The sequence below is a fragment of the Saccharopolyspora phatthalungensis genome (assembly GCF_014203395.1).
GTDB lineage: Bacteria > Actinomycetota > Actinomycetes > Mycobacteriales > Pseudonocardiaceae > Saccharopolyspora > Saccharopolyspora phatthalungensis.
Genome location: NZ_JACHIW010000001.1, coordinates 1,587,665 through 1,613,989, shown reverse-complemented (window position 1 = coordinate 1,613,989; position 26,325 = coordinate 1,587,665). Strand labels below are relative to the sequence as shown.

Sequence of the window (26,325 nt, the reverse complement as noted above, 5' to 3'; positions counted from 1 at the left end):
GCGTGCCGGATCAGGCCAGCACAGAGTGCACCGATTCGCGCACGATTTGTAGACCCTGTTCCAGTTCGTCATCCAACACGGTCAACGGCGGCATGATCTTGAGGACCTCGCCGGACGGGCCGGAGGTCTCCATCAGCAGCTTGCGGTCGAACGCGGCCTTGGAGACCTTGCCCGCGACATTGGTGTCCTCGAAGCCGAGCCCGCGCGCCAGCCCGCGGCCCTTGGCCATCGCGCCGCCGTACTTGGTGGCGAGCTCCTCGAGCACCTTGCCGACCCGCTCGCCCTTGGCGATGGTGGACTTCTCCAGCTTGTCGTCGGCCCAGTACTGGTTCAGCGCCTCGGTGGCGGTGACGAACGCCGGGTTGTTGCCGCGGAAGGTGCCGTTGTGCTCGCCCGGCTCCCAGACGTCGTGCTCGGGCTTGATCAGCGTCAGTGCCAGCGGCAGGCCGTAGCCGCCGATGGACTTCGACAGGCACACGATGTCGGGCTGGATGCCGGCTTCCTCGAAGCTGAAGAACGGGCCGGTGCGCCCGCAGCCCATCTGCACATCGTCGACGATCATCAGCATGCCGTGCTTCTGGCACAGGTCGTAGAGCCCGTGCAGCCACTCCGGCCGGGACGAATTGATGCCGCCCTCGCCCTGCAGCGTCTCGACGATCACCGCGGCGGGCTCGTTGAGGCCGCTGCCGCTGTCTTCCAGCATCTTCTCGAAGTACAGGAAGTCCGGAACCTGGCCATCGAAGTAGTCGTCGTAGGGCATCGGCGTGGCGTGCACCAGCGGGATGCCGGCGCCACCGCGCTTCATCGAGTTGCCGGTGACCGACAGCGAACCCAGCGTCATGCCGTGGAAGGCGTTGGTGAAGCTGATGATCGATTCCCGCCCGGTGATCTTGCGGACGAGTTTCAGCGCCGACTCCACCGAGTTGGTGCCGGTGGGGCCGGGGAACTGGATCTTGTAGTTGTAGCCGCGCGGCTGGAGCACCCTGTCCCGGAAGGTTTCCAGGAACTGGCGTTTGGCCACAGTGGACTGGTCCAGGCCGTGGGTGACCCCGTCGCGCTCGATGTACTCGATGAGTTTTCGTTTCAGCAACGGGTTGTTGTGCCCGTAGTTGAGCGCACCGGCACCGGCGAAGAAGTCCAGGTACGCGGTGCCGTCTTCGTCGTAGAGGTAGCTGCCGCCGGCGCGGTCGAAGGTCGTCGGCCAAGTTCGGCTGTAGCTGCGGACTTCCGATTCCAGGGTTGCGAAGATGTCGTTCACGATCCTCCGTTCGGCCGGGCAGCGCGAGTCATCGCGCCCCGGCACTCCGAGAGCAAGTTTTCGTGCCGGTACCAACGGTTGCGGTGGTCAAGATCCGGCGGCGATGACCGGGGCCACCGCGAAAGGCCCGATTCGGTACAGGTCCTCCCCCAGGTGCGCATCCGGGAACAGGTCGGCGGTGAACAGCTCGCTGCGCTCCAGGTCCGCCTCGCGCTTGCGCGCCAGCCCGGTGAACAATTTGATCGAGGCGGCATTGTCCGCCGTGATCGTCGTTTCCAGGTACCGCACTCCGCGCGCCAGCACGCGATCGACCAGCTCGCCGAGGAGTCGGCCGGCCACGCCACCACCGCGCTGGGATGCATCGACGGCGATCTGCCACACGACGAGCGTGTCGGGAGCGTCCGGCCGGATGTACCCGGTGACGAAGCCCACGACCGCGCCGTCGATGCGCGCCACCGCGGAGGTTTGCGCGAAGTCCCGGCACCACAACAAATATGCGTAGGACGAGTTCACATCGAGCACCGCCGAATCACGGGTGATCCGGTAGAGCTCAGGGCCGTCCGTGACGACCGGAGTGTCGATCTCCAACCGTCCGGCTGAACCGCTTTCGCCATTCTGATTGTCGATGTTATGGCTCGGTTTGTCGCCGGTCATGCTTTGCCAACTTAACAGAACATCCGTAACGCGTCAGGCTCTCACGCGTTTCCTGATCCATCTACCAGGCGAGACGCAATTTTACACGTGAGAAGCACTACAGAAACGTTGCTTTATGCTTCGGCGCAATGCTACCGATCGGGTGCCGCATTCTTCGATCTATCCATTTAACTATGCCTGACCTGCGAAAACGCCGTTCTCCCAGGCCCTGCTCGGGATGCATCAAGAAGCGCGATTCCGATTGACGAAAAACTGCTCAGATCGGGTGAATGTCAAGGCTCGGACTGTCCGCCCGGGGCGCCATGGGCCCCGCCCGGTATCCAGCCGCCGGTCGCCCTGGGCCCGGTCGCGGTGCTGTCGGCGCACGCGCTGGTGGTCAGTCGGTCGCGGTCGAAGTCTCGCCCACCAGCACCTTTCCGGCGAACATCGGGCTGCCGGAGGCGCCGACGGCCGTCGTGCGGCTTGCGCATCGGTGGTGCGGGATCTCACGCCGGTGCCGTCGCTACGGGCTGCGCACCCGCTTCGGGGCGATGATCTTTGCGGTTCAGGTCTCGCCGCCGTCAACGAACAGCCGCGCCGCCCGGGATGTGCCGACCGTGTCCCGGCCGCCGATTGTATCGCTTCGTCGCAACTCGCCAATTATTGCAAAATGATCAAATTTGATCAAGGTCCAACCGATGTCGAGATCGAACAATCGTCGCGATTCCCGTATTTCACGGACCACGAGAAGTTCCGGTTAGCTCGGATCGGCGGGGCGCCGTGCTGATGGATCCGCGGCCCCGTCGCGCCGGCACCGAAGATCCCTTCGGTGTGCGGCTTGGAAGCGCCGCCGCGCCGGCACGGGTGCTTCCGCATGAGGCCGACAGTAGCGACGCCCGTCAGGTCCGTCCACTTTGGACCATGCTGCGCGCGCCGTGCCGGTTCGTCGCCAGCACTGCGCAGTCATCAAACCCGGCTGCCGGGCACGACGGCGGGTCGCCCTCGGGCTCCGGGCCGCGTAGCGGTCCGGAGCGTGCCCCGGTTACGGCGTCAGAGGTCGATCTGGTCGTGGTGGCCGTCTTCGATGGCCGATTTGCGCACGCGGCGTAGGCGGCGTTGTCCGCGGCCGGAGGTGCGGTCATTGGCGATGACGACCGCGACCCACGGCAGGGCGCCGGTGACGATCACGATGCCCAGCGCCAGCCACCAGATGTGCGCCAGCAGCCCGGCGGCGGTAAAGCCCACCAAGTGCACGGCCATCAAAACGGCATAAACCCGTTTCCGGTGCCGCTGCTCCTCGTCGAAAGACGGTGCCGCATCGGTGATCAGCACGGGCTCGTCGTGATGCCGTCGCCGCATGGCCCCCTCCAGAATCGGCCATGACTCGGCATACCCATCGTGACGCGCCCCGAAGCGCCGTCACAGCGACTGACGGCGCAACTCTCGGTACTCCTTGAGCACGAGCACGAAGATCACCACATCGAGTGCGGCGAAGAAAGGCAGCACCAGCGACCTCGTCTGCACGGCGCGCAGCAGTTCGAAGATGATGAACAGGCCCAGTGCCGTCATCGCGACCGGGTACATCGGCATGATCTTGCACAGCAAGGCGACCACGAGGCCCACCTTGATCACCCCGTGGGCGATCAGGAAGATGATCAGAAACGTCTGACCGCCGGCGACGAAATGCTGCGCGGCCACCTCGAAGTGCCCGGCGAGCGCACCGGTGGGAGGCCCGAGCAGATCTCGCGTGACGACGGCGTGCGCGAACCGCGTGACGATGGTGGGGGGCACGAAGATCAGCAGCACCCCGCCGATCAGCTGAACGGCTCCGTCGAGTCCCTTGAGCACAACGGCGATGCGGAACAGCTTGTCCGTCAAAGTGGGTTCGGTGCCCATCCCGCCATGATGGCGCGCCGACGCCGGAACCGGCGATGTTGCGCCCCGGACATGCCCTTGCCGCTGAGTCCACCGCGCCGCTGAGAGCCCTTGAGCCTGCCAATAGGTAAACTTCTGCCGCCTTAGCGCGTTCGTGGCTTCTACGATGATTTCAGCGGCCCGTGAGATAGCTTCTGCTGACGATCACCTAGACGGCCTTCGCGACGGTGACCAGCGCTCTAGCGCCTAGAGGCGTGATCCGCAGTCCCCCCACTGTTCCAGCCCTTCCGGCGGTGGTTGATCGGCGCGAGGACGCAGCAGAATGGAGACCATGAGCGAACAGCCAGTGAGCGTATCCGCTGACGGCCTGGCGTCGTGGAACGAAGAGGTGCAGCGGGCCGAGCGCGGCGAAAGCGTGCCCGTGATCGCCCACGGTGAGCATGTAGCCGACGTTGTTCCTTCCGGCGAGATCGACCGTCTACGGGAGACGATCGAAGTGCTTTCCGACTCGGACCTCGTGCGCGACTTGCGCGAAGGGTTCGCCGACATGACAGCCGGACGGACCATCTCCGCCGATCAGATGGCCGCTGACCTCGCAGCCCGCGCGGCCAACGAATGAACCACCAGCGCAGCTACACCGTCACCTACACCGCCTCGTGACCGTCGCTCATCGATGCGACGCATACCGCACACACTAAAAGCACTGAGCAAGAGGTCTGTGCGAAATTCGACTACTGACGATCAGTCACATCGTTAGGCGGCCCAGGTACTTCTGGAACGTCAACTGCGTCCGAAAGTGAGACGGATCGCGCCTGGTCACCGGTGGTCAGGCGCGTTTCCGCTGGTACGGTCGGAGCCGCTGAGGGGACTCGAACCCCTGACCGTCCGCTTACAAGGCGGGCGCTCTACCAACTGAGCTACAGCGGCATGCACTTTCATCGTGCGGGGACATCGTAAGCATCGATCCATCCGGGTTGGAATCCGGCCGTGTGACCGCCGCCGGATTCCTGCCGTCGGCCGCGTGACGACTGGCCGAAACCAGTGATGGACGACACAGAAGGTTGGGTGCAACGGTCGGCTTATGACAGGCGATGCCCGAGGGGAAGCGGAAGATCAGGCACGACGATCCGCCCGCAAGGCTGCGCGGCAGGAAGGAAGATCAGTGGGAATAACGCAGCGCGCCCGCGGTGTGCTGCGGCGGCGCGACCCGGAGCTCACCCTCCCGCCGGGGATTCGCAACGTCGTCTACGGGCCGGCACTGCCCGACGAATCCACCGTCCACCTCGTCCTGGACCTCGGGCTGCGCATCGGCGAGGTGCAGATGGCCAGCGGCGCCGGCGCCTCCGATGTGACCGCGACGATCATCGCCGTGGTCAGCGCCTACGGTCTGCCGCACACCGAGGTCGACGTGATCTACACATCGATCACGGTTTCCTGCTACCGGGGCACCGACCTGCCGCCGATCACCTCGCTGCGGGTGGTCCGCAACCGGTCCATCGACTACACCCGGCTCACCGACGTCGAAGACCTGCTGCGGCGGATCACCGACAACGAGCTGACCGCCGCCGAGGCCTATGCCGAACTGGACCGGATCACGACCGCGCCGCACCCGTTCCCGCGCTGGGTAGCGACGCTGTCCTGGGCGGGTATGGCCGCCTCGCTGGCCGTGCTGCTCGGCGGTGGTAACTCCCCGTCGCTGCCGTTGATCGCCGCCGCGGCGACCGCGCTGGTGGACCGCATCGGCCGGCTGCTGAACAGGCGCGCGTTGCCGTTCTTCTTCCAGCAGGTCGTCGGCGGGGCGGTCGCCACCACCGTCGCGCTGGCGTGTTATTCCGCCAATCTGCTGGGCAACGCTGGATTGGCGATCGCGGCCAGCATCATCGTGTTGTTGTCCGGGATGACCGTGGTCGGCTCCATGCAGGACGCGATCACCGGTTACAACGTGACCGCGGCGGGCCGGATCGCCGAGCTCGCCCTGATGTCGGCCGGGTTGATCGCCGGTGTCGTGCTCTCGCTCTACGTCGGCCTGCGCATCGGCGGCAACCCCTTCGGCGGCCTGGACGCGCAGGACCTCGGGCGAGCCGAGGTGTTGGCACCGGCTCTGCACCTGCCGGTGCAGATGCTGGCCGGAGCGTCCACGTCGGCCTGCTTCGCGCTCGCCAGCTACGCACCGCCGCGCCCGCTGCTCGCGGCCGGGATCGCCGGTGCCGTCGCCGCTGCGGTGCACGCGCTGCTGACGCTGGCCGACGTGCACACCGTGCTCGCCGGGGCAGTGGCGACCACGATGGTGGGCTTCATCGGCGGGATCATCGCCCGGCGGCTGCGAATCCCCGCGCTGGTGATCGCGGTTTCCGGCGTCGCGCCGCTGCTGCCGGGGTTGTCGACCTACCGCGGGCTGTACGAGCTGTCCGTGCTGGGCAGCCCGAGTGGGGTCGCCACGCTGATGCTCGCCGTCGCCACCGGGCTCGCGCTCGGCGCCGGTGTGGTGCTCGGCGAATACCTCGCGCAGCCGGTTCGCACCAGGCTCGGTAGGTTGGAACGCCGAATCTCCGGGCCGCGGATGTCCGGTCCGCTGCGCCCCACGAAGCGGCGGCTGGATTGATCGGCTGTGAGTCGTTTGGGCTGCCGCAGCAGCCCAAACGACTCATGGGTCGGTCTGCCGCGTTTGCACCACACGCAGCACGCAGGACGAGACGGGATTAGCTAGCCTCGCGACAGGTGGCCGACACAGCGGGAGGATTACCGGTGAGCAAGGGCAACACGCCCAATCGAGCGGATTTCGTCGTAGTCGCGAATCGGCTGCCGGTGGATCTGGAACGCCTCGACGACGGCACGGAGCGTTGGAAGCACAGCCCCGGCGGTCTGGTCACCGCGCTGGAACCGTTCCTGCGCGCCCGGCGTGGCGCGTGGGTCGGCTGGCCCGGGGTCGCCGACATCGAGGTCGAACCGTTCACCGACGACGGCCTGCGGCTGCACCCGGTGCCGCTGTCGGCATCCGAGTTCGCCGAGTACTACGAGGGGTTTTCCAACGCCACGCTGTGGCCGCTGTACCACGACGTGGTCGTGCCGCCGGTTTTCGAGCGCTCCTGGTGGAACGCCTATCGGCGGGTGAACCGGCGCTTCGCGCAGGCCGCCGCGGAGGTCAGCGCCGAGGGCGCGACGGTCTGGGTGCAGGACTACCAACTGCAGCTTGTGCCGACGATGCTCCGCGAACTCCGGCCGGACCTGCGCATCGGTTTCTTCCTGCACATCCCGTTTCCGCCGGTCGAGCTGTTCATGCAACTGCCGTGGCGCACCGAGATCGTGCGCGGTCTGCTCGGAGCCGACCTGGTCGGTTTCCACCGGCCCGGCGGGGCCCAGAACTTCCTGTGGCTGGCCCGCCGCCTGGCCGGCTTCGAACCCAGCCGCGGCCAGGTCGGCGTACGGTCCCGGCCGGGCATGGTGCAGGTCGGCGACCGCACGGTGCGGGTCGGTGCCTTCCCGATCTCCATCGCCTCCACCGAGATGGACCGGCTGGCGCGCACCAAGGAGATACAGCAGCGCGTCAAGACGCTGCGCTCCGAGCTCGGCAACCCGCGCAAGATCATGCTCGGCGTCGACCGGCTCGACTACACCAAGGGCATCGACGTGCGGCTGCACGCGATGCACGAGCTGCTCGCCGAGGGCCACATCAAGGCCGAGGACGTGACGATGATCCAGATCGCCACGCCCAGCCGGGAACGCGTCGAGCACTACAAGCAAATGCGCGAGGACATCGAGCGCAAGGTCGGGCGGATCAACGGCGAATTCGGCCGCGTTGGGCATCCCGCGGTGCACTACCTGCACACCTCGGTGGACCGCAAGGACCTGGTGGCCTTCTACTGCGCCGCCGACGTCATGGTGGTGACGCCGGTGCGCGACGGCATGAACCTGGTGTGCAAGGAATACGTGGCCTGTCGGTACGACCTCGGTGGCGCACTGGTGTTGAGCGAGTTTGCCGGTGCCGCGGCCGAACTCACGAGTGCATTCCTAGTGAACCCGCATAACCTGGACGGTGTGAAGGACGCGTTGCTCGCGGCCCTCGAGATCGACGAGGCTGAGGGACGCCGTAGGATGCGCGCACTGCGCAGGCAAGTGCTCACGCACGATGTCGACCGCTGGGCGCGGTCGTTCCTCGAGGCACTGGGCACGCCGCTCGCGGAGTAGCTGCGAGCAACTGGTCCGTAACACGGACAGCAAAGCTTCAGTGATACTTGTTGCACCCCGGTTACCGTCAACGGTCACCATCGACGACGCGAAACCGGATCGATACACATCTGATTTGACCGCGCCCCCCTGAGGAGTATGGCGTTGACCGCCGAAGCCCTGCCCGCGGAGCTGCGACGCGTGATTGTGCAGCTCGCGCGCACGCCTCGACTTCTGGTCGCCTGCGACTACGACGGCACCCTTGCCCCCATCGTGGCGGACCCGACCCAGGCCAAACCGCTGCCCGAATCGGTGCACGCCCTGCGGTCGCTGGCCGCGCTACCGGCGACCACCACAGCGGTGATCTCCGGGCGTGCGCTGCGCGACCTGGCCACGCTGTCGCGGCTGCCCGCCGAGGTCTACCTGGTCGGTAGCCACGGGTCCGAGTTCGACGTGGGGTTCGTGCACGAGCTCGAACCCGATGCCACCCAGCTGCGCACCGAACTGCAGATCGGCCTGCAGGACATCGTGCGCGGCAAGCCCGGCGTCACGCTTGAGGCCAAGCCGGCCAGCGTCGCGGTGCACGTCCGCCGCGCCGAGCCGGCGGTGGCCGAAGCGGTGCTGGAGACCGTCCGCACCGGCCCGGCGGCCTGGGAGGGCGTGCAGGTCACCGAGGGCAAGGCGGTCATCGAGCTGGCCGTGGTGCAGACCGACAAGGGCAACGCGCTGGACGCGCTGCGCCACCAGGTCGGCGCCACTGCGGCGATTTTCCTCGGCGACGACGTCACCGACGAGAAGGCGTTCGCCCGGCTGCACGGCCCGGACCTGGGCATCAAGGTCGGCGACGGGGACACCCTCGCGCACTACCGGATCGGCAGCACCACCGAGGTCGCCACGGTGCTGGCGTTCCTGATGGAGGAGCGGCGCACCTGGCTCTACGGCGAGCAGGCCCCGCCAATCGAGCGGCTGACGATGCTGTCCAACGAACGCACCGTCGGCCTGCTCACCCCGGACGCGCGGCTGACCTGGATGTGCCACCCCGGCCCGGACTCGGCCGCGGTATTCGCCGACCTGCTCGGCGGCCCCAGCGCGGGGCACTTCACGATCCGTCCGCAGGGCGGCAACGGGGCCCAGCGCAGCCCGCTGCCGCTGGGACAGCGTTACGTGCCGAACACCATGATCGTGGAAACCCGCTGGTCACGGCTGCTGGTCACGGACTACCTCGCGCACGGCACCGACAGCCACCGCACCGACCTGGTCCGGGTGATCAGCGGCAGCACCCGCACGGCGGTGGAGTTCGCGCCGCGCCCCGAGTTCGGGCAGGTGCCGGTGCGGCTGACCGCCGAGGCGGGCGGGCTGCGGGTGCAGGGCACGTCGGAACCGATGGTGGTGTACTCGCCGGGCGTGCAGTGGGAGATCACCTCCGACGGCATGCACGAGTCCGCGCACGCGGTCGTCGACCCGACCGACGACAGCCCGATCGTGCTGGAGCTGCGCTGCGGCACCGAAGATCTGTCGCCGGCGGGCACGGAGCTCGAACGCCGAGGAGAGGCCGACCGGTACTGGTCGGAGTGGATGCGGACGCTGTCGCTGCCCGACGTGGAGCACGACCTGGTCGCCCGGTCCGCGCTGACGCTGCGCGGCCTGTGCAACTCCGACACCGGCGGGATCATGGCCGCGGCCACCACCTCGCTGCCCGAGGAGATCGGCGGCGTGCGCAACTGGGACTACCGGTACTGCTGGCTGCGCGACGGCGCGATGACCGCCCAGGCGCTGGTCACGCTCGGGTCCACGGCCGAGGCCGAGGCGTTCCTGAACTGGCTGCACCGCGTCCTGGAAACGCTGCCGGGGCCGGAGCGGCTGCACCCGCTGTACACGCTGCAGGGCACCGGGCTCGGGCCGGAGGCCGTGATCGACAGCCTGCCCGGCTATGCCGGGTCGCGCCCGGTCCGGGTCGGCAACCTCGCCGACCAGCAGGTGCAGCTGGACGTGTTCGGCCCCGTCGTGGAGCTGATCGCGCACTTGGCCCAGGCCACCGGCCGGGTCCGGGACGTCGACTGGGACCTGGTCAAGGCGATGGCAGAGGCCGTCTCGCACCGCTGGTTCGAGCCCGACCACGGCATCTGGGAAGAGCGCGACGTGCCGCGCCACCACGTGTACTCCAAGGTGATGTGCTGGGTGACGCTGGACCGGGCGCTGAAGCTCGCCACCGCGTACGGCCGCGTGGCCGACTCGTCCTGGGAGCCGCTGCGCGACCAGATCGCCCAGGACGTGATCAAGAACGGCTGGCATCCGGACGTGCAGGCGTTCACCACCGCCTACGAGGGTTCGGACCTGGACGCGGCATCGCTGCACGTCGGGCTGTCCGGGCTGATCGACCCCTCCGACGAACGGTTCCACGCCACGGTGACGGCGATCGAGGCGGAGTTGCGCAGCGGGTCCACTGTGTACCGCTACCGTCGCGACGACGGATTGCCCGGCGATGAGGGCGGTTTCCACCTGTGCGCCGCGTGGCTGATCGAGGCGTACCTGCTGATCGGTCGTCGCACCGAGGCGGAGGAGCTGTTCCAGCAGATCGTCGACACCGCCGGTCCGACCGGGCTGTTGTCCGAGGAGTACGACCCGATCGCCGAGCGCTCGCTGGGCAACCACCCGCAGGCGTACTCCCACCTGGGCCTGATCCGCTGCGCCCAGCTGCTGTCCGCTTAGGACTTTCGGCGATTTCAATGGAAATCGGCGCGCCGATTTCCATTGAAATCGCCGGTCACGGGCCGAACCAGCGTTCTTCGGCCGAGCGGGGCGAGGCCGCCGTCTTGCCGGTGATGAGCTGGGTTTCCAGCTGGATGTGGCGGGAGCGGCTCGGCTCGCTGGTCTCCAGCAGCAGCCTCCCGGCGGCGCGGCCCTTCTCCAGCCACGGCTGGCGCACCGTCGTCAGGCCCGCGCGCTCGGCGTCCGGGATCCCGTCGAAGCCGGTAATGCTCAGGTCCTCCGGCACCCGCAGGCCCCGGTTGCGGGCCTCGCTGAGCGCGCCGAGCGCCAGAATGTCCGAGGTGCACACGATGGCCGTAATGTCCGGGTCGATCTCCAGCAGCTGAGCCGCCGCCGACGCCCCCGATGCCGTGGTGTGGTCGAAGCGCTCCACCACCGGCACCGTCGACCAATCCACCCCGGCCTCGCTGAATGCCTCGGCTAGCGCGGTCAACCGTGCCTTTTGCACGTGGAAGCTGGCGTTGGCCTGCCGCTGCACCGACGCGGGCCCGTCGTTGCGGCCCCGGGCCAGGCGCATGCACAGCACGCCGATGCGGCGGTGTCCGAGCCCGATCAGATGGTCGGCGACCGACTTGGTGGCCTTCCGATCGTCGGGGCCGACCCAGTCCAGATTGTCCAGCCGCGGCTGGTCGCAGACCACCACCGGCACCGGGCGTTCGAGCACCGCGGCCAGGTGCGGATCGTCCTCGGGGACCGAGTAGACGACGAATCCGTCCACCCCGGCGCGGTGCACCGCGGCGACGTCCTCGCGTTCGGGACTCGCCGGGATCAACAACAGGCCTTGACCGGCATCCTCGCAGGCCAGCGCGAGACCTTCGAGGAAACCTACGGCGCCCGGATCACGGAAGGCGTACGAGAGGTTCTCGGTGAGCAGCAGTCCGACTGCGCCCGCCTTCCGGGTTCGCAATGACCTCGCCACCGGGTCCGGTCCCGGGTAGCCGAGCCGACGAGCCGTCTCTAGGACTCGCTTGCGCAGCTCCGGGGAGAGCTGGTCCGGCCGGTTGTACGCATTGGAAACCGTGGTCCTGGAGACGCCGAGTTCTGCAGCTAGCGAGGCAAGCGTCGCAGGCCGCCGGGCATTCGTTGACCGCGCCATGGAGGAACCGTAACGGTTCAGTACCCCTCGGTGAAGCGAGCATGATGCATATCCCACTGGCATTTGATCTCGAACACGGAGCGGCGCAGCGGGCTCACGCTCCGAGTTGATTCGCCCAAGGGGCTGACCTCAAGCGATTTTACGGTTACGTTCTTCGGGACCGATTCCGTGAAAGGTGTCACAGATGGCCGAGGTTGCGTACGTCAACGCATCGCGCGTTTACCAGGGGAACCCGCCGGTTCGCGCCGTCGACCAACTAGCCTTGGACATCGCCGACGGCGAGTTCCTGGTGCTGGTAGGTCCGTCCGGCTCCGGCAAGTCGACGGCGTTGCGGATGCTCGCCGGTCTTGAGGATGTCGACGAGGGCGGCATCACCATCGGTGGCGACGATGTCACCCACGCCCCGCCGAAGGCGCGGGACATCGCCATGGTGTTCCAGTCTTACGCCCTCTACCCGCACATGACGGTGGCCGAGAACATGGGCTTCGCGCTCAAGCTGCGCAAGACGCCCAAGGGCGTCATCAACGAGAAGGTCACCGAGGCGGCCAAGATGCTCGACCTTGAGAAGTACTTGGACCGCAAGCCCAAGGCGCTCTCCGGTGGGCAGCGGCAGCGGGTGGCGATGGGGCGTGCGATCGTCCGCGAGCCCAGCGTGTTCCTGATGGACGAGCCGCTGTCCAACCTCGATGCCAAGCTGCGGGTGGAGACCCGCGCCAACATCGCCGCGCTGCAGAAGCGGCTGGGCACGACCACCATCTACGTCACCCACGACCAGGTCGAGGCGATGACCATGGGCCACCGCGTCGCGGTGCTCAAGGACGGGCTGCTGCAGCAGGTCGCCACCCCGCGCGAGCTGTATGAGAACCCGGCGAACGCGTTCGTCGCCGGCTTCATCGGGTCGCCGGCGATGAACCTCAAGACGGTGCCGCTGACCAGCGAAGGCGCGGTGCTGGACGGGACCACCATTGCGCTGCCGCGGGAAGCCATCGCCGCCGCCGGGGGCCTCAAGGAGGTCACCTTCGGTGTCCGTCCGGAGGCGCTGTCGCTGACCTCCGGCGACGGCAGCGGACTGGCCATGACCGTCGAGCTGGTCGAGGAGCTTGGCGCCGACGCGCTCATTCACGGCGTCATCGACGTCAACGGCTCGCCGGAGCGTTTCGTCGTCCGCACCGACGGTCGCACCCCGCCGGCGCTCGGCCAGAAGGTGACCGTGGCACTGCGCGACCACAGCGAGATCCACCTCTTCCACCCCGAGACCGGAGTTCGCCTGGCCGTGTAGTCGTGGGTGGGAAGGCGGGTTGATCTCGTCTTCGGCTCACGACCACCCGACGACGCCCCCGCTGGTCCCGGCGGGGGCGTTGTTGTGTGCGCAACAGAATTAACTCGGTTGGTGGAGTGTTGTGCGTTAGCGTGCTTAGACTGTAAATGACAACGGTTTCCGTTACCGTTCGCAGTAAGCCGTCATCCCACTGCGTCACAGGCCGACCACCGAGGAGTGCATCGATGACCGTCCGCAGCCGCTCTGCTGCCACTGCCTTAGCCGGCCTCACCGCCACCGCCCTCGCCCTGACGGCCTGCGGCACCGGTGACCAGGCGGCTCCGGGCGGCGGTGACAAGATCAAGGTCATCGCCTCCACGAACGTGTGGGCCAGCGTCGTGCAGGCCGTCGGCGGCGACGGCGTCGAGGTGGAGTCGATCATTAAGGACCCCAGCGCCGACCCGCACTCCTACGAGAGCAGCCCGCAGGATGCCGCGAAGGTTACCGAGGCACAGTTGGTGGTGCTCAATGGCGGCGGGTACGACGAGTTCATGGAGCAGATCCTGGGCAACGGCGGGCAGGGCAAGCCCACCGTGGAGGCGTTCAAGGACGAGCACGCCCAGCCCGCGGGTGAGCATGGCGCAGCCGACGAGCACGACCACGGGGGCCACGACCACTCGGTGAACGAACACGTCTGGTACGACATGCACGTGGTGCACGAGGTGGCCGATCAGGTCGCCACCGAACTGGGCAAGCTGCAGCCGGCCAAGACCGAGCAGTTCCACCAGGCCGCCGACCGCTTCGAGCAGCAGGTCGACGCGTTGGAGGGCCGGGTCGGCGAGATCGCCGCGGCGAACCACGGCAAGCGGGTGATCGTCACCGAGCCGGTCGCGCATTACCTGGTGGAGGCGGCGCAGCTGCAGGACATCACCCCGCCCGGGTTCGTCAACGCCGTCGAGGCGGAGAGCGACCCGTCGGCGGCCGCGGTCGCCGAGATCCAGAACGTCGTGAACGCCAAGCAGGCCGCGGCGGTCATCTACAACCCGCAGACCGAGTCGCCGGTCACCCGCAACGTGCGCGCTGCCGCCGAGCAGAACCAGACCCCGGTGGTGGAGATGACCGAGACGTTGCCGCAGGACAAGACCTACGTGCAGTGGATGGACGCCCAAATCACCGCGTTGCAGAACGCCTTAAACCAGAATCGCTGAGTTATGACAGCCAGCTCCGAGACCGAGCCCACCGTCGCGCGGACCACAACGGCCCCCGCCGTACGGCTGCGCGACGCGACGCTCTCCTACGGCCCCCGTGTCCTGTGGTCCGGCCTGGACCTGGACGTCGCGCCGGGCGAATTCCTGGCCGTGCTCGGACCGAACGGTTCCGGCAAGACGAGCCTCTTGCGGGTGCTGCTCGGCTTGCAGCAGCTCTCCGCGGGCACCATCGAGATCGCCGGTGCGCCGGCCCAGCGCGGTAGCAACCGCATCGGCTACATCCCGCAGCAGCGGGCCCTGGAAGCCACGGTGACGGTGCGCGGCAGCGATCTGGTCGGTCTCGGGCTGGACGGTCACCACTGGGGCTTGGGCATCCGCAGCCGCCGCGAGCGCAAGCGCCGGGTGGCGGCTGCGCTGCGCGCGGTCGAGGCGACCGAATACGCGCGGATGCCGCTGGGCCTGCTCTCGGGCGGCGAGCAGCAGCGGCTCCGCGTGGCGCAGGCGCTGGTCAGCGACCCGTCGGTGCTGCTGTGCGACGAGCCGCTGCTGTCGCTGGACATCTCGCACCAGCGCAAGGTCAGCCGGTTGATCGCGAACCAGGCGCGGGAGCGCGACGCCGCGGTCCTGTTCGTCACGCACGAGATCAATCCGGTGCTGCCGCTGGTCGACCGGGTGCTCTACCTGGTGGGCGGCCGGTTCCGGATCGGTAGTCCGGACGAGGTGATGAACTCGGCGACGCTGTCCGAGCTGTACCGCACCGACATCGAGGTCGCCCGCGTCGGCGCCCGGCTCGTGGTGGCCGGCGCCGATGATCACGACCACCACGTGCAAGAGGCGGATGAGGCGTGAACGCATTCACCGATGCCCTGGGCAAGATCCTGGACTTCACGACCACGGTGAACCTGCTCGGCTATCCGTTCGTCCAGGAGGCGCTGCTGGCGGCGGCCGCGCTCGGCCTGGTGTCCGGCTGCCTGGCACCGCTCATCGTCGCGCGGAAGATGTCCTTCGCCGTTCACGGCACCGCCGAGCTCGCCTTCACCGGTGCCGCCGCAGCGTTGCTGATCGGCATCGGCGTCGGTGTCGGAGCGCTCGCCGGGGCGGTGGTCGCGGCACTGCTGCTCGGCTTGCTGGGGCAGCGCGGCACCGAACGCGATTCGGTGATCGGCGCGATCTTGTCCTTCGGGCTCGGCGTCGGGGTGCTGCTGCTGTGGCTGAACCCGGAGCGGACCGCGAACAAGTTCAGCCTGCTGGTGGGCCAGATCGTCGGGGTCAATTCGTCGGACGTGCTGCTGTTGGCGGGTTGTGCGGCACTCGTGTTGCTGGTGATGGCTTTCGTGTATCGCCCGCTGCTGTTCGCCAGCGTCGATCCGGACGTCGCGGTGGCCCGGGGCGTACCGTCCCGGGTGCTGACGCCGCTGTTCGCGGTCCTGGTCGGCGTGGCGACCGCGCTCGGCGTGTACACCGTCGGCGCCTTGCTGGTGTTGGCCCTGATGGTGACGCCGGGGGCCGCCGCGGCGCGGGTGACCGCGAGTCCCGTCAAGGCGACGGTGCTGGCCGTGGTGTTCGCCGAGGCCGCGGTGCTCGGCGGCATCACCCTGTCGCTGGCGCCGGGGGCTCCGGTGAGCGCCTTCGTGACGATCATCTCGTTCGTGATCTACCTGGTGTGCCGGGTGGTCGGCACCCGCCGCCTGGCCCGGACCTCGGTCGCCGCCTGACCGCGGTTTCCGTGGACGCCTGGTCAGTGACCGGGGCCGAATGGCGGCACACCCGAGGTTGACCCACGCTGGCCTTCGTGCCCGGTAGGAGCCGGAAGAAGGTCCTGATCAACCTGGCGACGGCGCTGGGCGCGGTGGCGCTGTGTACCGTCGTGTATTACGTGCTGCCAATCGGCCAATTCGGTCTGGTCGGCACCGTGAACTCGGTGGTGCTCTTCGCCATCGGCCTGGCCGCGATCTCGTCGTTGATCATGATGCAGGTGCGCCGATTCCGGCTCGAAGGCGCCCGCCACGGCAGTTCCATCGCCGGGGTGGTCGCGGCGTTGTACCTGGCCGTGCTGTTCTTCGCAGCCGTCTACTTCGGACTCTCCAGCCACGATCCGGGTTCGGTCGCGCAGTTACGCACCAAGACCGACGCCCTCTACTTCTCGCTGGCGATCACCAGCACGGTCGGCTTCGGAGACGTGCACGCGGTGTCGCAGTTCGCTCGCGCCGTGGCCACGGTGCACATGGCCTTCAACATTGGATTCCTCGCCGTGGCCGTTGCGGTCGTCCGGGTCAAGGCGGCGCGCCCCCCAGGACCCTGACGTCACCGGTTCCGCGCTTCAGGTGCCCTCGGGTGTCGCAGCGCCGCAACGTGCTCATGGGAGTTCGCCAAGGCGAAACGCCGCCGCGGGCATCAGGCAAGCCCGAGGTAGCGGCGTTCGTTGAACTGCTCACCAACGCAGGACGCCCCGAGGTCTTGGCCGATTCGCTCGATCACGTCCGCCAGTTCCAGCCGGGCCAGCCATGAGCGCGGCAGTACCGCCGTGCCGTGCCGGGCGCCGAGAATGCTTCCGGTCACGGCCGCGGTGGAGTCGCTGTGTCCGGAGTGGTTGACCGCCAGCCGCAGGGCGTCGGCGAACTGGTCCGGCTTCGGCAGTGCCAGCGCGCAGTAGACGCCGATGGCCAGCGCCTCCGGGCCGACCCACCCCTGTCCGAGCCGTTCGATGTGGCCGACGCTCGCGCCCAACCGGGCCAGGGTCGATGCCTCCGCGAGGGCGCTCGCGGTCTCGACGTCCTCGCGCAATACCCGGCCCGCCGCCTGATCCACCGCGGCGGGCAACTTCCGCTGCTGCACCGCGACCAGGTGCACGATGAGCGCCAGTGCCCCAGCAGATGCCCAGCCGCCAACTCCGCCGTGGGTAAGCGCGGCGCATTGGCAGGCCAGCTGGTAGGCCATCTCGGCGGTCGGCGCGAAGCCGAGGGGCGCGCTGCGATCCACCCCGCCGCAGCCCTTGGAGGTGTTGCGCGGCCGGTCCGGCGTGCCGAGCTCGGGTTCCTGCAGCGCACGAAGGCTGGTCAGGCCGGGCGCCCGATTGGCGTAAAGCTCGGGTTCGGCGAGCAAGCCGGTGACCCCGGGTGGCGGCTTGTCCTCCTGCTGGGTAATCAACCACCGACGGTAAGCGGCGGCGGTGGACTCGACGGGACGCCACTTCCCGCCGTTGTTGCCGGTTGTCCAGGCGTGCAGGAAGCCCTCGCCGGTGAACAGCGACATCTGAGTGGCGTCGCCCAGCAGCGCCTGCGGGGGTGGTTCGGCGACGCCGGCCTGGCCGAATTCGGCACGGATGTCGTCCAGCTGCGCGTACTCGACCGGGCTGCCGAGCGCATCGCCCAGCGCCCCGCCGAGCAGGCAGGCCACTGCGCTATCGACCACTGTGGACGGCGTGGGCACAGGTGGGGCTCTCCTTCCACAGTGTCCTCGTACGAGTGATCGGCTGTGTTCCGACTTTACTTGGCGTATCCGCGCCCCGGGAGGTGTTCACGGCAAGAACGGGGCGGAGTGGTACATCTGAGCAGGAATCGGGCATGGCTCCATTGGGGTGAACCGGGGGCCAGGGGTACATCCACTTTCGGCGGATGATCGTTACGGTGTGTCCGGTTCGGGGGGCCGGGCTCGTCGCCGCGTGGGCTGCCCAGGGTGTGGACTCGGTGTGCGCCTTGGCCGAGACTGTCTGAAGGCTCAACAAAATATGAGCGAAAGTCGAATTTTGGAGATGATGGCGGGGCAGAACTCGATCGAGACACCGGGCACGGGGTTCGAGTTCCGCCTGCTCGGGCCCTTCGAAGTGCGTGTCGACGGCCTTGCCCAATCGCTGGGCAGCGCCCCGGTTCGCGCTCTGCTGGCCTGCCTGTTGCTGGAACCGAACCAGGTCGTCTCGATGGATCGGCTGATCGAAACGCTGTGGGACCAGGAGCCGCCGGCCAGCGCCCGCACCATCATCCACGGCTACGTCTCCCGGCTGCGCAAGCTCTTCAGCGGCGGACCGCAACGGCCCGAGATCATCACCCGTCCACCCGGCTACCTGCTGCGGGTGGACAGCGACCGGGTCGATGCACACCGCGCGCGAGCGCTGATCAACCGCGCGCACGGCATGGAACCCTTCGAGCGGTCGCGGGTGCTGGCCGAGGCGTTGACCTTATGGCAGGGCCCGGTGCTCTCGGACATCGCCAGCAGTCGGCTGTACCGGATGGTCGCACCCAACCTCGACGAGCTGCGGTTGCTCGCGTTAGAGGAGCGGGTGGCGGCGGACCTGGAACTCGGCCGGCACCACCAGCTGGTGCTGGAGCTGTCCACGCTGGTCGACCGGAACCCGCTGCGGGAACGGCTCACCGGCCAGCTCATGCTGGCCAATTACCGCGCGGGCCACCGCGCTGAGGCGCAGTCCCGCTACCACGCGTTGCGCCTGCGGCTGTCCAATGAGCTCGGTCTGGATCCCGGACCCGAACTACGCGAACTCTACGAGCGGCTGCTCCGCGACGACCCCACCCTGCGCAACCCGCATCGCCGACCGGAACCCGGGCTCGGCATCAAACGCCCGATCCCCGCCGAGCTTCCCCCGGCCCCGGCCGGATTCGTCGGCCGCCAGCGCGAGTTCGCCGCGCTCGATCGGATGCTGGCCGAGCGCGAACGCGTTTCCAGCCTGCTCGCCGTGGTAACGGGCACCGCGGGTGTGGGCAAGAGCGCACTGGCGCTGACCTGGGCGCATCGCGTCGAGCACGAGTTTCCCGACGGGCAGCTGTACGCGTCGCTGCGCGGCTTCGACTCGGAGCGCGAGCCGCTGACCCCCGGCGAGGCGCTGACCAGCATGCTGAAAACGCTTGGTGTCGCGGCGAACGCAATCCCGGTCGAGCTGGACGCCCGCACGGCGCTGTATCGGTCGTTGCTGGCCAAGCGGCGGGTGTTGGTGCTGCTCGACAACGCGCGGGATTCCGAGCAGGTGCGGCCGCTGCTGCCGGGTAGCGCCGAGTCGTTGGTGCTGATCACCAGCAGGCGGCGGCTGGACGGGTTGGTGGTGCGCAGCGGGGCTCGGGTGCTGCCGCTGGAAACCCTGCCGACCGAGACCGCGATCGAACTGCTGGACCGTGCGGGTGTGCCGGGCAAGTCCGCCGCTGAACCGGCAGCCGCCGCCGAACTGGCGGAACTGTGCGGCGGATTGCCGCTGGCGCTGCGGATCGCCGCCGCGCGACTCGCGGCGAACCCGGCGCGCGGCGTGTCCGACCTGGTGCACGAGCTCACCGATGAGCGCAACCGGCTGCACGCGCTGGACATCGACGACGCCGACACCAGCGTCCGCCGCGCGTTCGACATCTCCTACCGGAGCCTGCACCCTGTGCACGCCGAAACATTCCGGCTGCTCGGGCTCGTGCCGGGGCACAACTTCACCGCGCACGCCGTCGCCGCGCTGTGCGCCACCGATCCGTCCAGCGCGCAGCGGCGGCTGCGGGCGTTGGCCCTGGCGCACCTGGTCACCGAGCCGGCGCCGGACCGGTTCGGCATGCACGACCTGCTGCGCGTCTACGCCCGAGACCTGCTCGCCGCGCCGAGCGCGGTCGGCAGCGAAGCGCTGCGCCGGTTGCTGAAGCACTACCTCGTCACGGCCGACCACGCGCGCCGCTTCCTCCGTCCCGCCCGGGACGACCTCGACTTCTCCAGCGGCACCGACGTGCCCCGGCCAGAGATCACCGACCGGACCCAGGCACTGGAGTGGTTCGACGCCGAATGGCCCAACCTGGTCGCCGCGGTCCGGGCGGCCAACGCGGAAGGCATGCACGAACTCGCCTGGCCGCTGGTGCGACTGCAGTTCAACTATCTGATGGTGCGCTGCCCCTGGGAGGACTGGATCCGGATCTACACCGACGGGCTCCACTCCGCCCGCGCGGTCGACGACGCGGCGGGCAAGGTGCTGATGTCGGCCGGGTTAGGGGTGGCGCACTCGCGATCCGGCCAGCTCGACGCCGCGCTCGCGCACTACGACGAGTCCTACCGGGTGGCGGTGCAGACCGGTGACCCCGCCCGGCTGGCGATGACGCAGGTCAACATGGGCAGCGTGCTGTTCCGGCTCAAGCGCTACGACGAGGCGAAGGTGCACTGCCAGGACGCGCTGCGGGTCTATCGCTCCTTGGGGGACCGGTACTTCGTGGCCGGGGCGCTGAACAACCTCGCCATGGTCGAGCAGGTCAACGGCGAGTTGGCGGAGGCGCTGGCGCACCTGCGCGAGGCCGAGTCGCTGTACCGGGATGCCGATGATCTGGAGACGCTCGCGATGGTGCTGAACAACTGCGGCGAGGTCAGCATCGAACTGGGCCGGATCGCCGATGGGGAGCGGTTCCACCACGAGGCCCTGGACGTCGCGTTGAAGTGCGGCTCCGCCATGCGTCAGGCATCGGCCTACCTCGGCCTCGGCGACGCCGCCCGTTCCCGCGGCGACCTGGAGGTCGCGCGGACCCGCTGGGACACCGCGCTGGCGATCTTCGAAGCGGAGGGCTCGCCGCGCACGACAGAGGTCCGCGAGCGGCTGGAAGACCTCACCGCAGCCGCTTGCTAAAGCGGCGTTTAGCCGACGTTTAGCGGGTGTCTAGTGCCCGCTGGGAACTTTCATGGCGTGCGGATCAAGCCGTGCATGATTCGCACGTACGGGCGGCTCTGGGGGGGAACACGGGGGATTGTCGCCCGGTCGCCCCGGCCGGCACTCGTGGCCGGCCGGGGCGACCGAAGGGGGTTTGACATTCGGGGCGGTTTCCCGAATGGACGTTGGGGGTGAGTGCGGGCTTTCGGCGCGGAGTGGGGGCTCCCGCCGAAGGTCCGCACTTCGTCTTTCCCGGGCCCCGGCCGATCGGCGGCCACTGCCCGGTTTCCGTTCGGATCGGCGTCGGCGAGGCCTTCGGTGAAGCTGTCCCCCAGCGCGACGAAGCTGTCCCAGCGTGCCGAGCCGACGCTGCGCTGCGATTCCGTTGACGATGTCCTTCCTGGCGATTTCCGCACGTGCGCTGATGCGGAAACCACAGTGGCGCTCGGGACTGCTACCTGCGCCAATGTCCGTTCCGCCAGAGTGAGTAACGCCACCGAATTGTCTAGAATTCCCGTCCGATTCGCCGGTTTCGGGCATGCCGCGGGTGTTTTCCGTTGCCGCGCCGAACTTTTCCGGCGTCGTGGCCGCAAGGGAGTGGCTATTGTTCGAAACACCGATACGGGTGAACGGCAGCTGCTACTGTCCTTCGGCGGTAGCAGAAGCAATGAGGGGGCCCGCAATGTCGCGATCGATGCAGGTGACAGCTCGATGTGCGTTCGGGAAGACACAGCGTCGTCTGCTCTTTCGCGCCATCGCGGTCAGTTGAGTTGGGGAACGGCATCATGCTCCATTGCGTCGTTTCCGGCGTGCCTGCACTCCGGGCCAGCCTGGACACCGCGCGGCACCCGGACCGTCCCGAATACCTGGGGGAACCGTGACGTCTCCGCAGAATCCGGCGCCCGCGCCGGGGCCAGCGGGCTTCGACGCGCACTCCCGGGCCGCCGGCCCGGGAGGACGACGCCGCGCCGATGCGCCGATGCGCGGCTCGCTCGGCGGTGAGTTGCCGCCCGGCGCACCGCCCGCGCCCGGGGAATCGCCCGCATCTGGCGGATCCCGGCCGGCGCCGCGCCAGCCGCGCTTCGACTTGCGCGGCGAGTTCGCCGCATTGGCGGCGGAACCGCATCCGTTCGCGCTCTGGCAGCGCGCCGAACAGCTCGCCGATCGTTTCGAACACGAGCAGCGCGGGCAGCTCCAGGACGCCCGGTCGGCGCCCTTGCCGGAACGTCCAGAAGCGCCGAAGACGCCGAGCAGTGGCGTATCGGCGCTCTCCGGCGATCTCGGCTGGCTCGACGAACGGCCGCCACCGCTTGCCGCTCGGGAACCGGCGGCGGAACTCTCCGGTTCGCTCGAACCGGATCCGTTCGAAGAAGCGCAGCGTCCCGCGAGTTTCGCCGGTGGCCTGAGCGGTTCGGTCTCGCCGCCCCCGCCACCGCAAGACAGCCCGCAGAGTGCCCCGTTGCCGCCGATCCATGATGGCCCGTCGAACGGCCCACTGCCCCAGGTGCAAGGCGGCCCGTTGCGTGGTTCAACGCCAAAGCCTCAGGTGCCGGCTGCGCCGGATGGGACGCCGCGGCGGCATGATGCGCCGACGCCTGGTCCGCCGAGCGGTCGGGTGCCGCAGCTGGGCCCGCCGAGTGGTCCGCAGCCGCAGGCCGGGCCGCCACACGAAGCCCCGTTGCCGCCCTCGTCCGATGGTCCGTCGCCCCGACTGGACGCTCCGGCGCCGCCCCCGCAGGCGGGTACGTCGACTGGTCCGTTGGCGCAAGCTGGCCCGTCGAGCGGTCCGTTGCCCCAGGCAGTTCCGCCACGGCACGACGGTCCACCGCCCACGCCCGACGGCCCGCCGCCGAGACACGAAGCGCCGCCGTCGCACAGTGGGCCGCCGCGGCGGCATGATGCGCCGACGCCTGGTCCGCCGAGCGGTCCGGTGCCGCAGCTAGGCCCGCCAAGCGGTCCGCAGCCGCCTCCCGGGCCACCGCCCGACGGCCCGCCCGGGCCTCGGCTCGCCGGGCCGCCGCCCATCGACGGCCCGCCGGTGGCGGACCCGCCGCGTCCCGTTGCTCCGCAGGGTCCTCCGTCGCCGCCGGCGGGAAGCCCTGCGCCTCCGACGGGTGGTCCGCCGCCGCAGGCTGGGCCACCGCCCGACGGCCCGTTGCCTCCCGGGCCTCGGCTCGCCGGGCCGCCGCCCATCGACGGCCCGCCCGGCCCCCGGCTCGCCGGGCCGCCGCCCATTGACGGGCCGCCGGCGGCGGACCCGCCGCGTCCCGTTGCTCCGCAGGGTCCTCCGTCGCCGCCGGCGGGAAGCCCTGCGCCCCCGATGAGTGGTCCGCCGCCGCGGCCTCCGGCCGCTCCCGGCCCGCCGCAGGACGGGCCGTCGAGCGGTCCGATGTCATCGGCCGGTCGCCCGCCAGGCCCGCCGCCTGCCCGGCAGGACGGCTCGCCGAGCGGTGCGGTACCGGTCAACGCCGGACCGCCGCCGGCAGCCGGGTCACCGGGGCTGGCGCCCCGCCCAGCGGAGCAGCAGCGCCCACCGGAGAGCCCTGCGCTGCGGGCGCGGGCGTCGAGGCTCACCCAACGCGCCGATGGCGGGTTCGGGCCGATGGGGTCGGCGGGCACCTGGGCCGCGGCGTCGTCGGGCCGATCCGGCTACGGCCGGAACATGACGTGGTCGGCCGATGACTTCAAGGAGGAACGGCGCGAGGACGACGACCTGCGCGCCGGCTCCGGCTACAAGCCGGGCGAGGGCGGTGGCGGTGCGGTGCCGCAGTTCCTGGTCGAAGCCGATGAACTCTTCGAAGAGGACGACAGCGGGGGCCGGCTGGTCGCCCCGCCGGTGCTGGGCGAAGCGCCGTCGAGCTACCGGGACTTCTAGCGGGCACGGCCGGTGCCCGGTCAGCGAGCCTGGCCGGGCACCGATCGTTGCACCCCGACTCGAAATGAGCGTGTGATGGTCGAGACGATCACCCTGTCGATCCCCGCGGTCGACGTGCTCGGTGAGCAGCTGAACCTCACCGTGCGGCAGTACCCGTTCGAGCTCCCGCGGCTCGGTGAGGCCGCTGAGGACCGCAACCGACTGATCCACCAGGTGTGGCAGGAGCTTGAGTCCACCGGCCTGGCCCGCAACGGCCGACCGGAGCCCGAGGTCGAGGACGCGCTGTACCTGCTGTGCAGCTCCGAGGTGTCGATCGCCGCCGCCGGACTGCTAGATGTGCGCGCCGGGCACCGGCTGGCCGCGCGGGTGGTGGCGACCGGCGAGGTCGGCGTGCTCGGCGTGCTCGACGGGCGGGGGCTGCGGATGAGCTTCCTCGCACCGGACACCCTGCCGAGGGTGTGCGCCGAACTGCTGCCCGACGCCCCGCCCGGCGGCGGCGACGGAGTGCGCGCGGTGGCCGATCGCAGCGGCGGCCGTCCGACGGACGCCGACATCGACGGGCTGGCCGAACTGCGCGCGATCACTTCGGGGCAGAAGTACCGGCTCGGGCACTTCGTGGTCAGCGGCGCCCGCCGGGGCGGGCCGCGCGGCCGGGTGCCCAACCTGATCTGGTTCGACAACGACCGGGGCCGCTATGCCTTGCAGGGCGAGCGCGCCGACGGCCAGGACATCGTCACCTGCCGCCCGGCCGACAAGCCTCACATCGTGGAGCGGCTCACCGCCCTCCTCGACCGCGCCCGTCAGCGTTGAGCGGCCCCAGTGCCAGTTGAAACCCCCAGTTGAAACTCCAGGGCCAGTTGAAACCCCAGGGCCAGTTGAAACCCCAGTGCCGGTGGAAACCCCAGTGCCGGTGGAAACCGCGGTCAAGTCGACGAGGTGCGTGCCACGGGTACGTGCGGTCGAGGCGTTGCTTAGGGCAGGCTGTGGACTGTGACGCAGGACGGGCAGACGAAGATCGCAGCTGAGACCGACGACCGCGACTCGTTCATGCGCCTGCTCGGCGGCCGTGGCAGCGCGATCGATGCGAGCCTGCCGCCGATCGCATTCGGCCTCGGATGGTTCTTCGGCCACGAGTCGATCGCCATCGGCGGCGGCGCGGCCGTGGTCGTGGGCGCACTCCTGGCGGGATGGCGGCTGTACCGGGGAGCCCGCCCGCTGGCGGTGCTGATCAGCCTGCTGGCGGTCCTGCTCGGCGCGCTGATCGCGCTGTACACCGGCGATGCCGCGGACTTCTTCCTGCCCCGGCTGGCGACCAACGCACTCAGCGCGATCGCCTGGATTACGAGCATCGCGATCCGTTGGCCGCTGCTCGGTGTGGTCGTCGGCACGGCACTTGGCCAGGCGCGGCGGTGGCGTCGCGACCGGGCGCTGCTGCGCGCGTACAGCCGGGCGAGCTGGGTTTGGGTCGGGCAGTACGTGGTTCGGCTGATCGTGTTCATCCCGCTGTGGCTACTGGGCGCCACCGGTTCACTGACCATCGCGCAGGTCGCGCTGACCTGGCCGTTGGTGGCGGTTTGCGTGGCCGCGAGCTGGTGGGTGGTGCGCAGGTCGCTGCCCGCGGAACATCCCGGCCTGCGGCATCCGCAGGCGTGAGCGACGGCCCGATGTGACACCGCTCGGACACCCGAGCAGAATGCGCTCATGTCTCTCGGCAGCGTGATCACCGCGATAGTCACCCCGTTCGACGACGAACTACGCGTCGACGAAGCAGCCTTCCTGTCGTTGTTCCGCCACCTGATCGACCATGGCTCGGACGGCATCGTGGTCTGCGGGACGACCGGCGAGGCGCCCACGCTCACCGACGAGGAACACCTGCGGCTGATCGAGCTCGCCTGCTCGCAACGTCCGGCGGGTGCCACGGTGATCGCGTCGACCGGATCGAACGACACCGCGCACGCTTGCGAGATGACTCAGCGGGCGACCGAACTCGGCGCCGACGCGGTGCTCTCGGTGACGCCCTACTACAACCGCCCCAACCGGCGCGGTCTCGTCCGGCACTTCACCGAGATCGCCCGGGCCACGGACAAGCCGGTGGTGCTCTACAACGTGCCGTCCCGGATCGGTCTGTCGCTGCCCAACGACCTGCTCGCCGAGCTCGCCCAGGTCGAGCACATCGACTACGTCAAGCAGGCGGACAACGCCGCGCTCGCCCAGATCGACGGTCTCGGCCTCTACGCGGGCAACGATGACGGTTTCGCGGCGGCCCTCGACCTTGGCGGAGTCGGCGGCATCCTGGTGGCCAGCCACCTGGTGGGACCCCAGATGCGGCGGATGGTCGAGGAGCCGGAGCGCCGCGCCGAGATCGACGCCTCGCTCAAGCCGCTCTACGCCGCGCTGTCGGTGACCACCAACCCGATCCCGGTCAAGGCGGCGCTCAACCTGGTCGGCATCCGGGTCGGTGGCCTCCGGCTGCCGCTGGTCGAGGCGGACGAGGCGGAGCTGGACGTGATCCGCCGGGCCCTGCAGGAGCTGAAGAGCCTGTGAGTTTCTTGGGTTGCGACCGCCTCCCGGGCGGCCGTTGATCG

At 69.2% G+C, this 26,325-nt stretch carries 21 protein-coding genes and 1 tRNA gene; 14 read left to right on the top strand and 8 right to left on the bottom strand.

Annotation, left to right across the window (positions count from 1 at the left end; genetic code table 11):
* Positions 1-10: 10 nt before the first annotated feature.
* From ectB to BJ970_RS07110, 5 genes are all read right to left on the bottom strand, one after another.
* Positions 11-1,258, bottom strand: a complete 1,248-nt coding sequence (ectB, locus tag BJ970_RS07130) for a diaminobutyrate--2-oxoglutarate transaminase (protein ID WP_184725226.1) — start codon at positions 1,256-1,258, stop codon at positions 11-13.
* Between the two features lie 87 nt (positions 1,259-1,345).
* Positions 1,346-1,912: a diaminobutyrate acetyltransferase gene (gene ectA / locus BJ970_RS07125; protein WP_246470756.1), complete on the bottom strand. Its 567-nt coding sequence runs from the start codon at positions 1,910-1,912 to the stop codon at positions 1,346-1,348.
* A gap of 544 nt (positions 1,913-2,456) precedes the next feature.
* Positions 2,457-2,606: a hypothetical protein gene (locus tag BJ970_RS07120; RefSeq protein WP_184725224.1), complete on the bottom strand. Its 150-nt coding sequence runs from the start codon at positions 2,604-2,606 to the stop codon at positions 2,457-2,459.
* Between the two features lie 335 nt (positions 2,607-2,941).
* Positions 2,942-3,250 carry a DUF3099 domain-containing protein gene (locus BJ970_RS07115; protein ID WP_184725222.1) on the bottom strand — a complete coding sequence of 103 codons (309 nt, stop codon included), beginning with the start codon at positions 3,248-3,250 and terminating at the stop codon, positions 2,942-2,944.
* A 60-nt stretch (positions 3,251-3,310) separates the two neighbouring features.
* Complete coding sequence (locus tag BJ970_RS07110; protein ID WP_184725220.1) at positions 3,311-3,787, bottom strand: DUF2127 domain-containing protein; 477 nt, start codon at positions 3,785-3,787, stop codon at positions 3,311-3,313.
* A 301-nt stretch (positions 3,788-4,088) separates the two neighbouring features.
* On the opposite strand from BJ970_RS07110, the gene BJ970_RS07105 reads away from it, so the two are divergent.
* Positions 4,089-4,385: a hypothetical protein gene (locus BJ970_RS07105; protein ID WP_184725218.1), complete on the top strand. Its 297-nt coding sequence runs from the start codon at positions 4,089-4,091 to the stop codon at positions 4,383-4,385.
* A gap of 235 nt (positions 4,386-4,620) precedes the next feature.
* Here BJ970_RS07105 and BJ970_RS07100 read toward each other — a convergent pair.
* Positions 4,621-4,693, bottom strand: a tRNA-Thr gene (locus tag BJ970_RS07100).
* Positions 4,694-4,928: 235 nt separating this feature from the next.
* Here BJ970_RS07100 and BJ970_RS07095 point away from each other — a divergent pair.
* The 3 genes from BJ970_RS07095 to otsB all read left to right on the top strand — a co-directional run bounded on the left by BJ970_RS07095 (position 4,929) and on the right by otsB (position 10,639).
* A complete protein-coding gene (locus BJ970_RS07095) occupies positions 4,929-6,368 on the top strand; it encodes a threonine/serine exporter family protein (RefSeq protein ID WP_184725216.1) in 1,440 nt (479 codons plus the stop codon).
* 143 nt (positions 6,369-6,511) lie between these two features.
* On the top strand, positions 6,512-7,951 hold the full coding sequence (locus BJ970_RS07090; protein ID WP_184725214.1) for an alpha,alpha-trehalose-phosphate synthase (UDP-forming): 1,440 nt from the start codon (positions 6,512-6,514) through the stop codon (positions 7,949-7,951).
* Positions 7,952-8,089: 138 nt separating this feature from the next.
* Complete coding sequence (gene otsB / locus BJ970_RS07085; RefSeq protein ID WP_184725212.1) at positions 8,090-10,639, top strand: trehalose-phosphatase; 2,550 nt, start codon at positions 8,090-8,092, stop codon at positions 10,637-10,639.
* Positions 10,640-10,694: 55 nt separating this feature from the next.
* On the opposite strand, the gene BJ970_RS07080 is transcribed toward otsB, so the two are convergent.
* Complete coding sequence (locus tag BJ970_RS07080; protein WP_184725210.1) at positions 10,695-11,795, bottom strand: LacI family DNA-binding transcriptional regulator; 1,101 nt, start codon at positions 11,793-11,795, stop codon at positions 10,695-10,697.
* 184 nt (positions 11,796-11,979) lie between these two features.
* Here BJ970_RS07080 and BJ970_RS07075 point away from each other — a divergent pair, with 184 nt between their 5' ends.
* The 5 genes from BJ970_RS07075 to BJ970_RS07055 all read left to right on the top strand — a co-directional run bounded on the left by BJ970_RS07075 (position 11,980) and on the right by BJ970_RS07055 (position 16,563).
* Positions 11,980-13,074 carry an ABC transporter ATP-binding protein gene (locus tag BJ970_RS07075; protein WP_184725208.1) on the top strand — a complete coding sequence of 365 codons (1,095 nt, stop codon included), beginning with the start codon at positions 11,980-11,982 and terminating at the stop codon, positions 13,072-13,074.
* Positions 13,075-13,298: 224 nt separating this feature from the next.
* Positions 13,299-14,261, top strand: a complete 963-nt coding sequence (locus BJ970_RS07070; protein ID WP_184725206.1) for a metal ABC transporter solute-binding protein, Zn/Mn family — start codon at positions 13,299-13,301, stop codon at positions 14,259-14,261.
* A 3-nt stretch (positions 14,262-14,264) separates the two neighbouring features.
* Complete coding sequence (locus BJ970_RS07065) at positions 14,265-15,110, top strand: metal ABC transporter ATP-binding protein (protein WP_184725204.1); 846 nt, start codon at positions 14,265-14,267, stop codon at positions 15,108-15,110.
* Positions 15,107-15,976: a metal ABC transporter permease gene (locus BJ970_RS07060; protein ID WP_184725202.1), complete on the top strand. Its 870-nt coding sequence runs from the start codon at positions 15,107-15,109 to the stop codon at positions 15,974-15,976. The genes BJ970_RS07065 and BJ970_RS07060 overlap by 4 nt, the downstream gene beginning before the upstream one ends.
* 77 nt (positions 15,977-16,053) lie before the next feature.
* Positions 16,054-16,563, top strand: a complete 510-nt coding sequence (locus tag BJ970_RS07055) for an ion channel (protein WP_184725200.1) — start codon at positions 16,054-16,056, stop codon at positions 16,561-16,563.
* A 92-nt stretch (positions 16,564-16,655) separates the two neighbouring features.
* On the opposite strand, the gene BJ970_RS07050 is transcribed toward BJ970_RS07055, so the two are convergent.
* Positions 16,656-17,690 (bottom strand): ADP-ribosylglycohydrolase family protein, encoded by a 1,035-nt coding sequence (locus tag BJ970_RS07050; RefSeq protein ID WP_312864147.1) that lies wholly within the window; start codon positions 17,688-17,690, stop codon positions 16,656-16,658.
* A gap of 298 nt (positions 17,691-17,988) precedes the next feature.
* Here BJ970_RS07050 and BJ970_RS07045 point away from each other — a divergent pair, with 298 nt between their 5' ends.
* The 5 genes from BJ970_RS07045 to dapA all read left to right on the top strand — a co-directional run bounded on the left by BJ970_RS07045 (position 17,989) and on the right by dapA (position 26,284).
* Positions 17,989-20,844 (top strand): AfsR/SARP family transcriptional regulator, encoded by a 2,856-nt coding sequence (locus BJ970_RS07045; protein WP_246470754.1) that lies wholly within the window; start codon positions 17,989-17,991, stop codon positions 20,842-20,844.
* Between the two features lie 2,410 nt (positions 20,845-23,254).
* Positions 23,255-23,740, top strand: a complete 486-nt coding sequence (locus BJ970_RS38800; RefSeq protein WP_184725198.1) for a hypothetical protein — start codon at positions 23,255-23,257, stop codon at positions 23,738-23,740.
* Between the two features lie 75 nt (positions 23,741-23,815).
* A complete protein-coding gene (locus tag BJ970_RS07035; protein ID WP_184725196.1) occupies positions 23,816-24,550 on the top strand; it encodes an ESX secretion-associated protein EspG in 735 nt (244 codons plus the stop codon).
* Between the two features lie 180 nt (positions 24,551-24,730).
* Positions 24,731-25,393 (top strand): DUF3159 domain-containing protein, encoded by a 663-nt coding sequence (locus BJ970_RS07030; protein WP_312864146.1) that lies wholly within the window; start codon positions 24,731-24,733, stop codon positions 25,391-25,393.
* 48 nt (positions 25,394-25,441) lie between these two features.
* Positions 25,442-26,284: a 4-hydroxy-tetrahydrodipicolinate synthase gene (gene dapA, locus BJ970_RS07025; protein ID WP_184725194.1), complete on the top strand. Its 843-nt coding sequence runs from the start codon at positions 25,442-25,444 to the stop codon at positions 26,282-26,284.
* The last annotated feature ends 41 nt before the right edge of the window (positions 26,285-26,325 follow it).

Bases quoted from the DNA above. Each gene is read 5' to 3' on its own strand.
- ectA (WP_246470756.1), bottom strand. From the start codon at position 1,912: ATGACCGGCGACAAACCGAGCCATAACATCGACAATCAGAATGGCGAA.
- BJ970_RS07115 (WP_184725222.1), bottom strand. From the start codon at position 3,250: ATGCGGCGACGGCATCACGACGAGCCCGTGCTGATCACCGATGCGGCA.
- BJ970_RS07110 (WP_184725220.1), bottom strand. From the start codon at position 3,787: ATGGGCACCGAACCCACTTTGACGGACAAGCTGTTCCGCATCGCCGTT.
- BJ970_RS07105 (WP_184725218.1), top strand. From the start codon at position 4,089: ATGGAGACCATGAGCGAACAGCCAGTGAGCGTATCCGCTGACGGCCTG.
- otsB (WP_184725212.1), top strand. From the start codon at position 8,090: ATGGCGTTGACCGCCGAAGCCCTGCCCGCGGAGCTGCGACGCGTGATT.
- BJ970_RS07080 (WP_184725210.1), bottom strand. From the start codon at position 11,795: ATGGCGCGGTCAACGAATGCCCGGCGGCCTGCGACGCTTGCCTCGCTA.
- BJ970_RS07075 (WP_184725208.1), top strand. From the start codon at position 11,980: ATGGCCGAGGTTGCGTACGTCAACGCATCGCGCGTTTACCAGGGGAAC.
- BJ970_RS07070 (WP_184725206.1), top strand. From the start codon at position 13,299: ATGACCGTCCGCAGCCGCTCTGCTGCCACTGCCTTAGCCGGCCTCACC.
- BJ970_RS07065 (WP_184725204.1), top strand. From the start codon at position 14,265: ATGACAGCCAGCTCCGAGACCGAGCCCACCGTCGCGCGGACCACAACG.
- BJ970_RS07045 (WP_246470754.1), top strand. From the start codon at position 17,989: ATGAGCGAAAGTCGAATTTTGGAGATGATGGCGGGGCAGAACTCGATC.
- BJ970_RS38800 (WP_184725198.1), top strand. From the start codon at position 23,255: ATGTCATCGGCCGGTCGCCCGCCAGGCCCGCCGCCTGCCCGGCAGGAC.
- BJ970_RS07035 (WP_184725196.1), top strand. From the start codon at position 23,816: ATGGTCGAGACGATCACCCTGTCGATCCCCGCGGTCGACGTGCTCGGT.
- dapA (WP_184725194.1), top strand. From the start codon at position 25,442: ATGTCTCTCGGCAGCGTGATCACCGCGATAGTCACCCCGTTCGACGAC.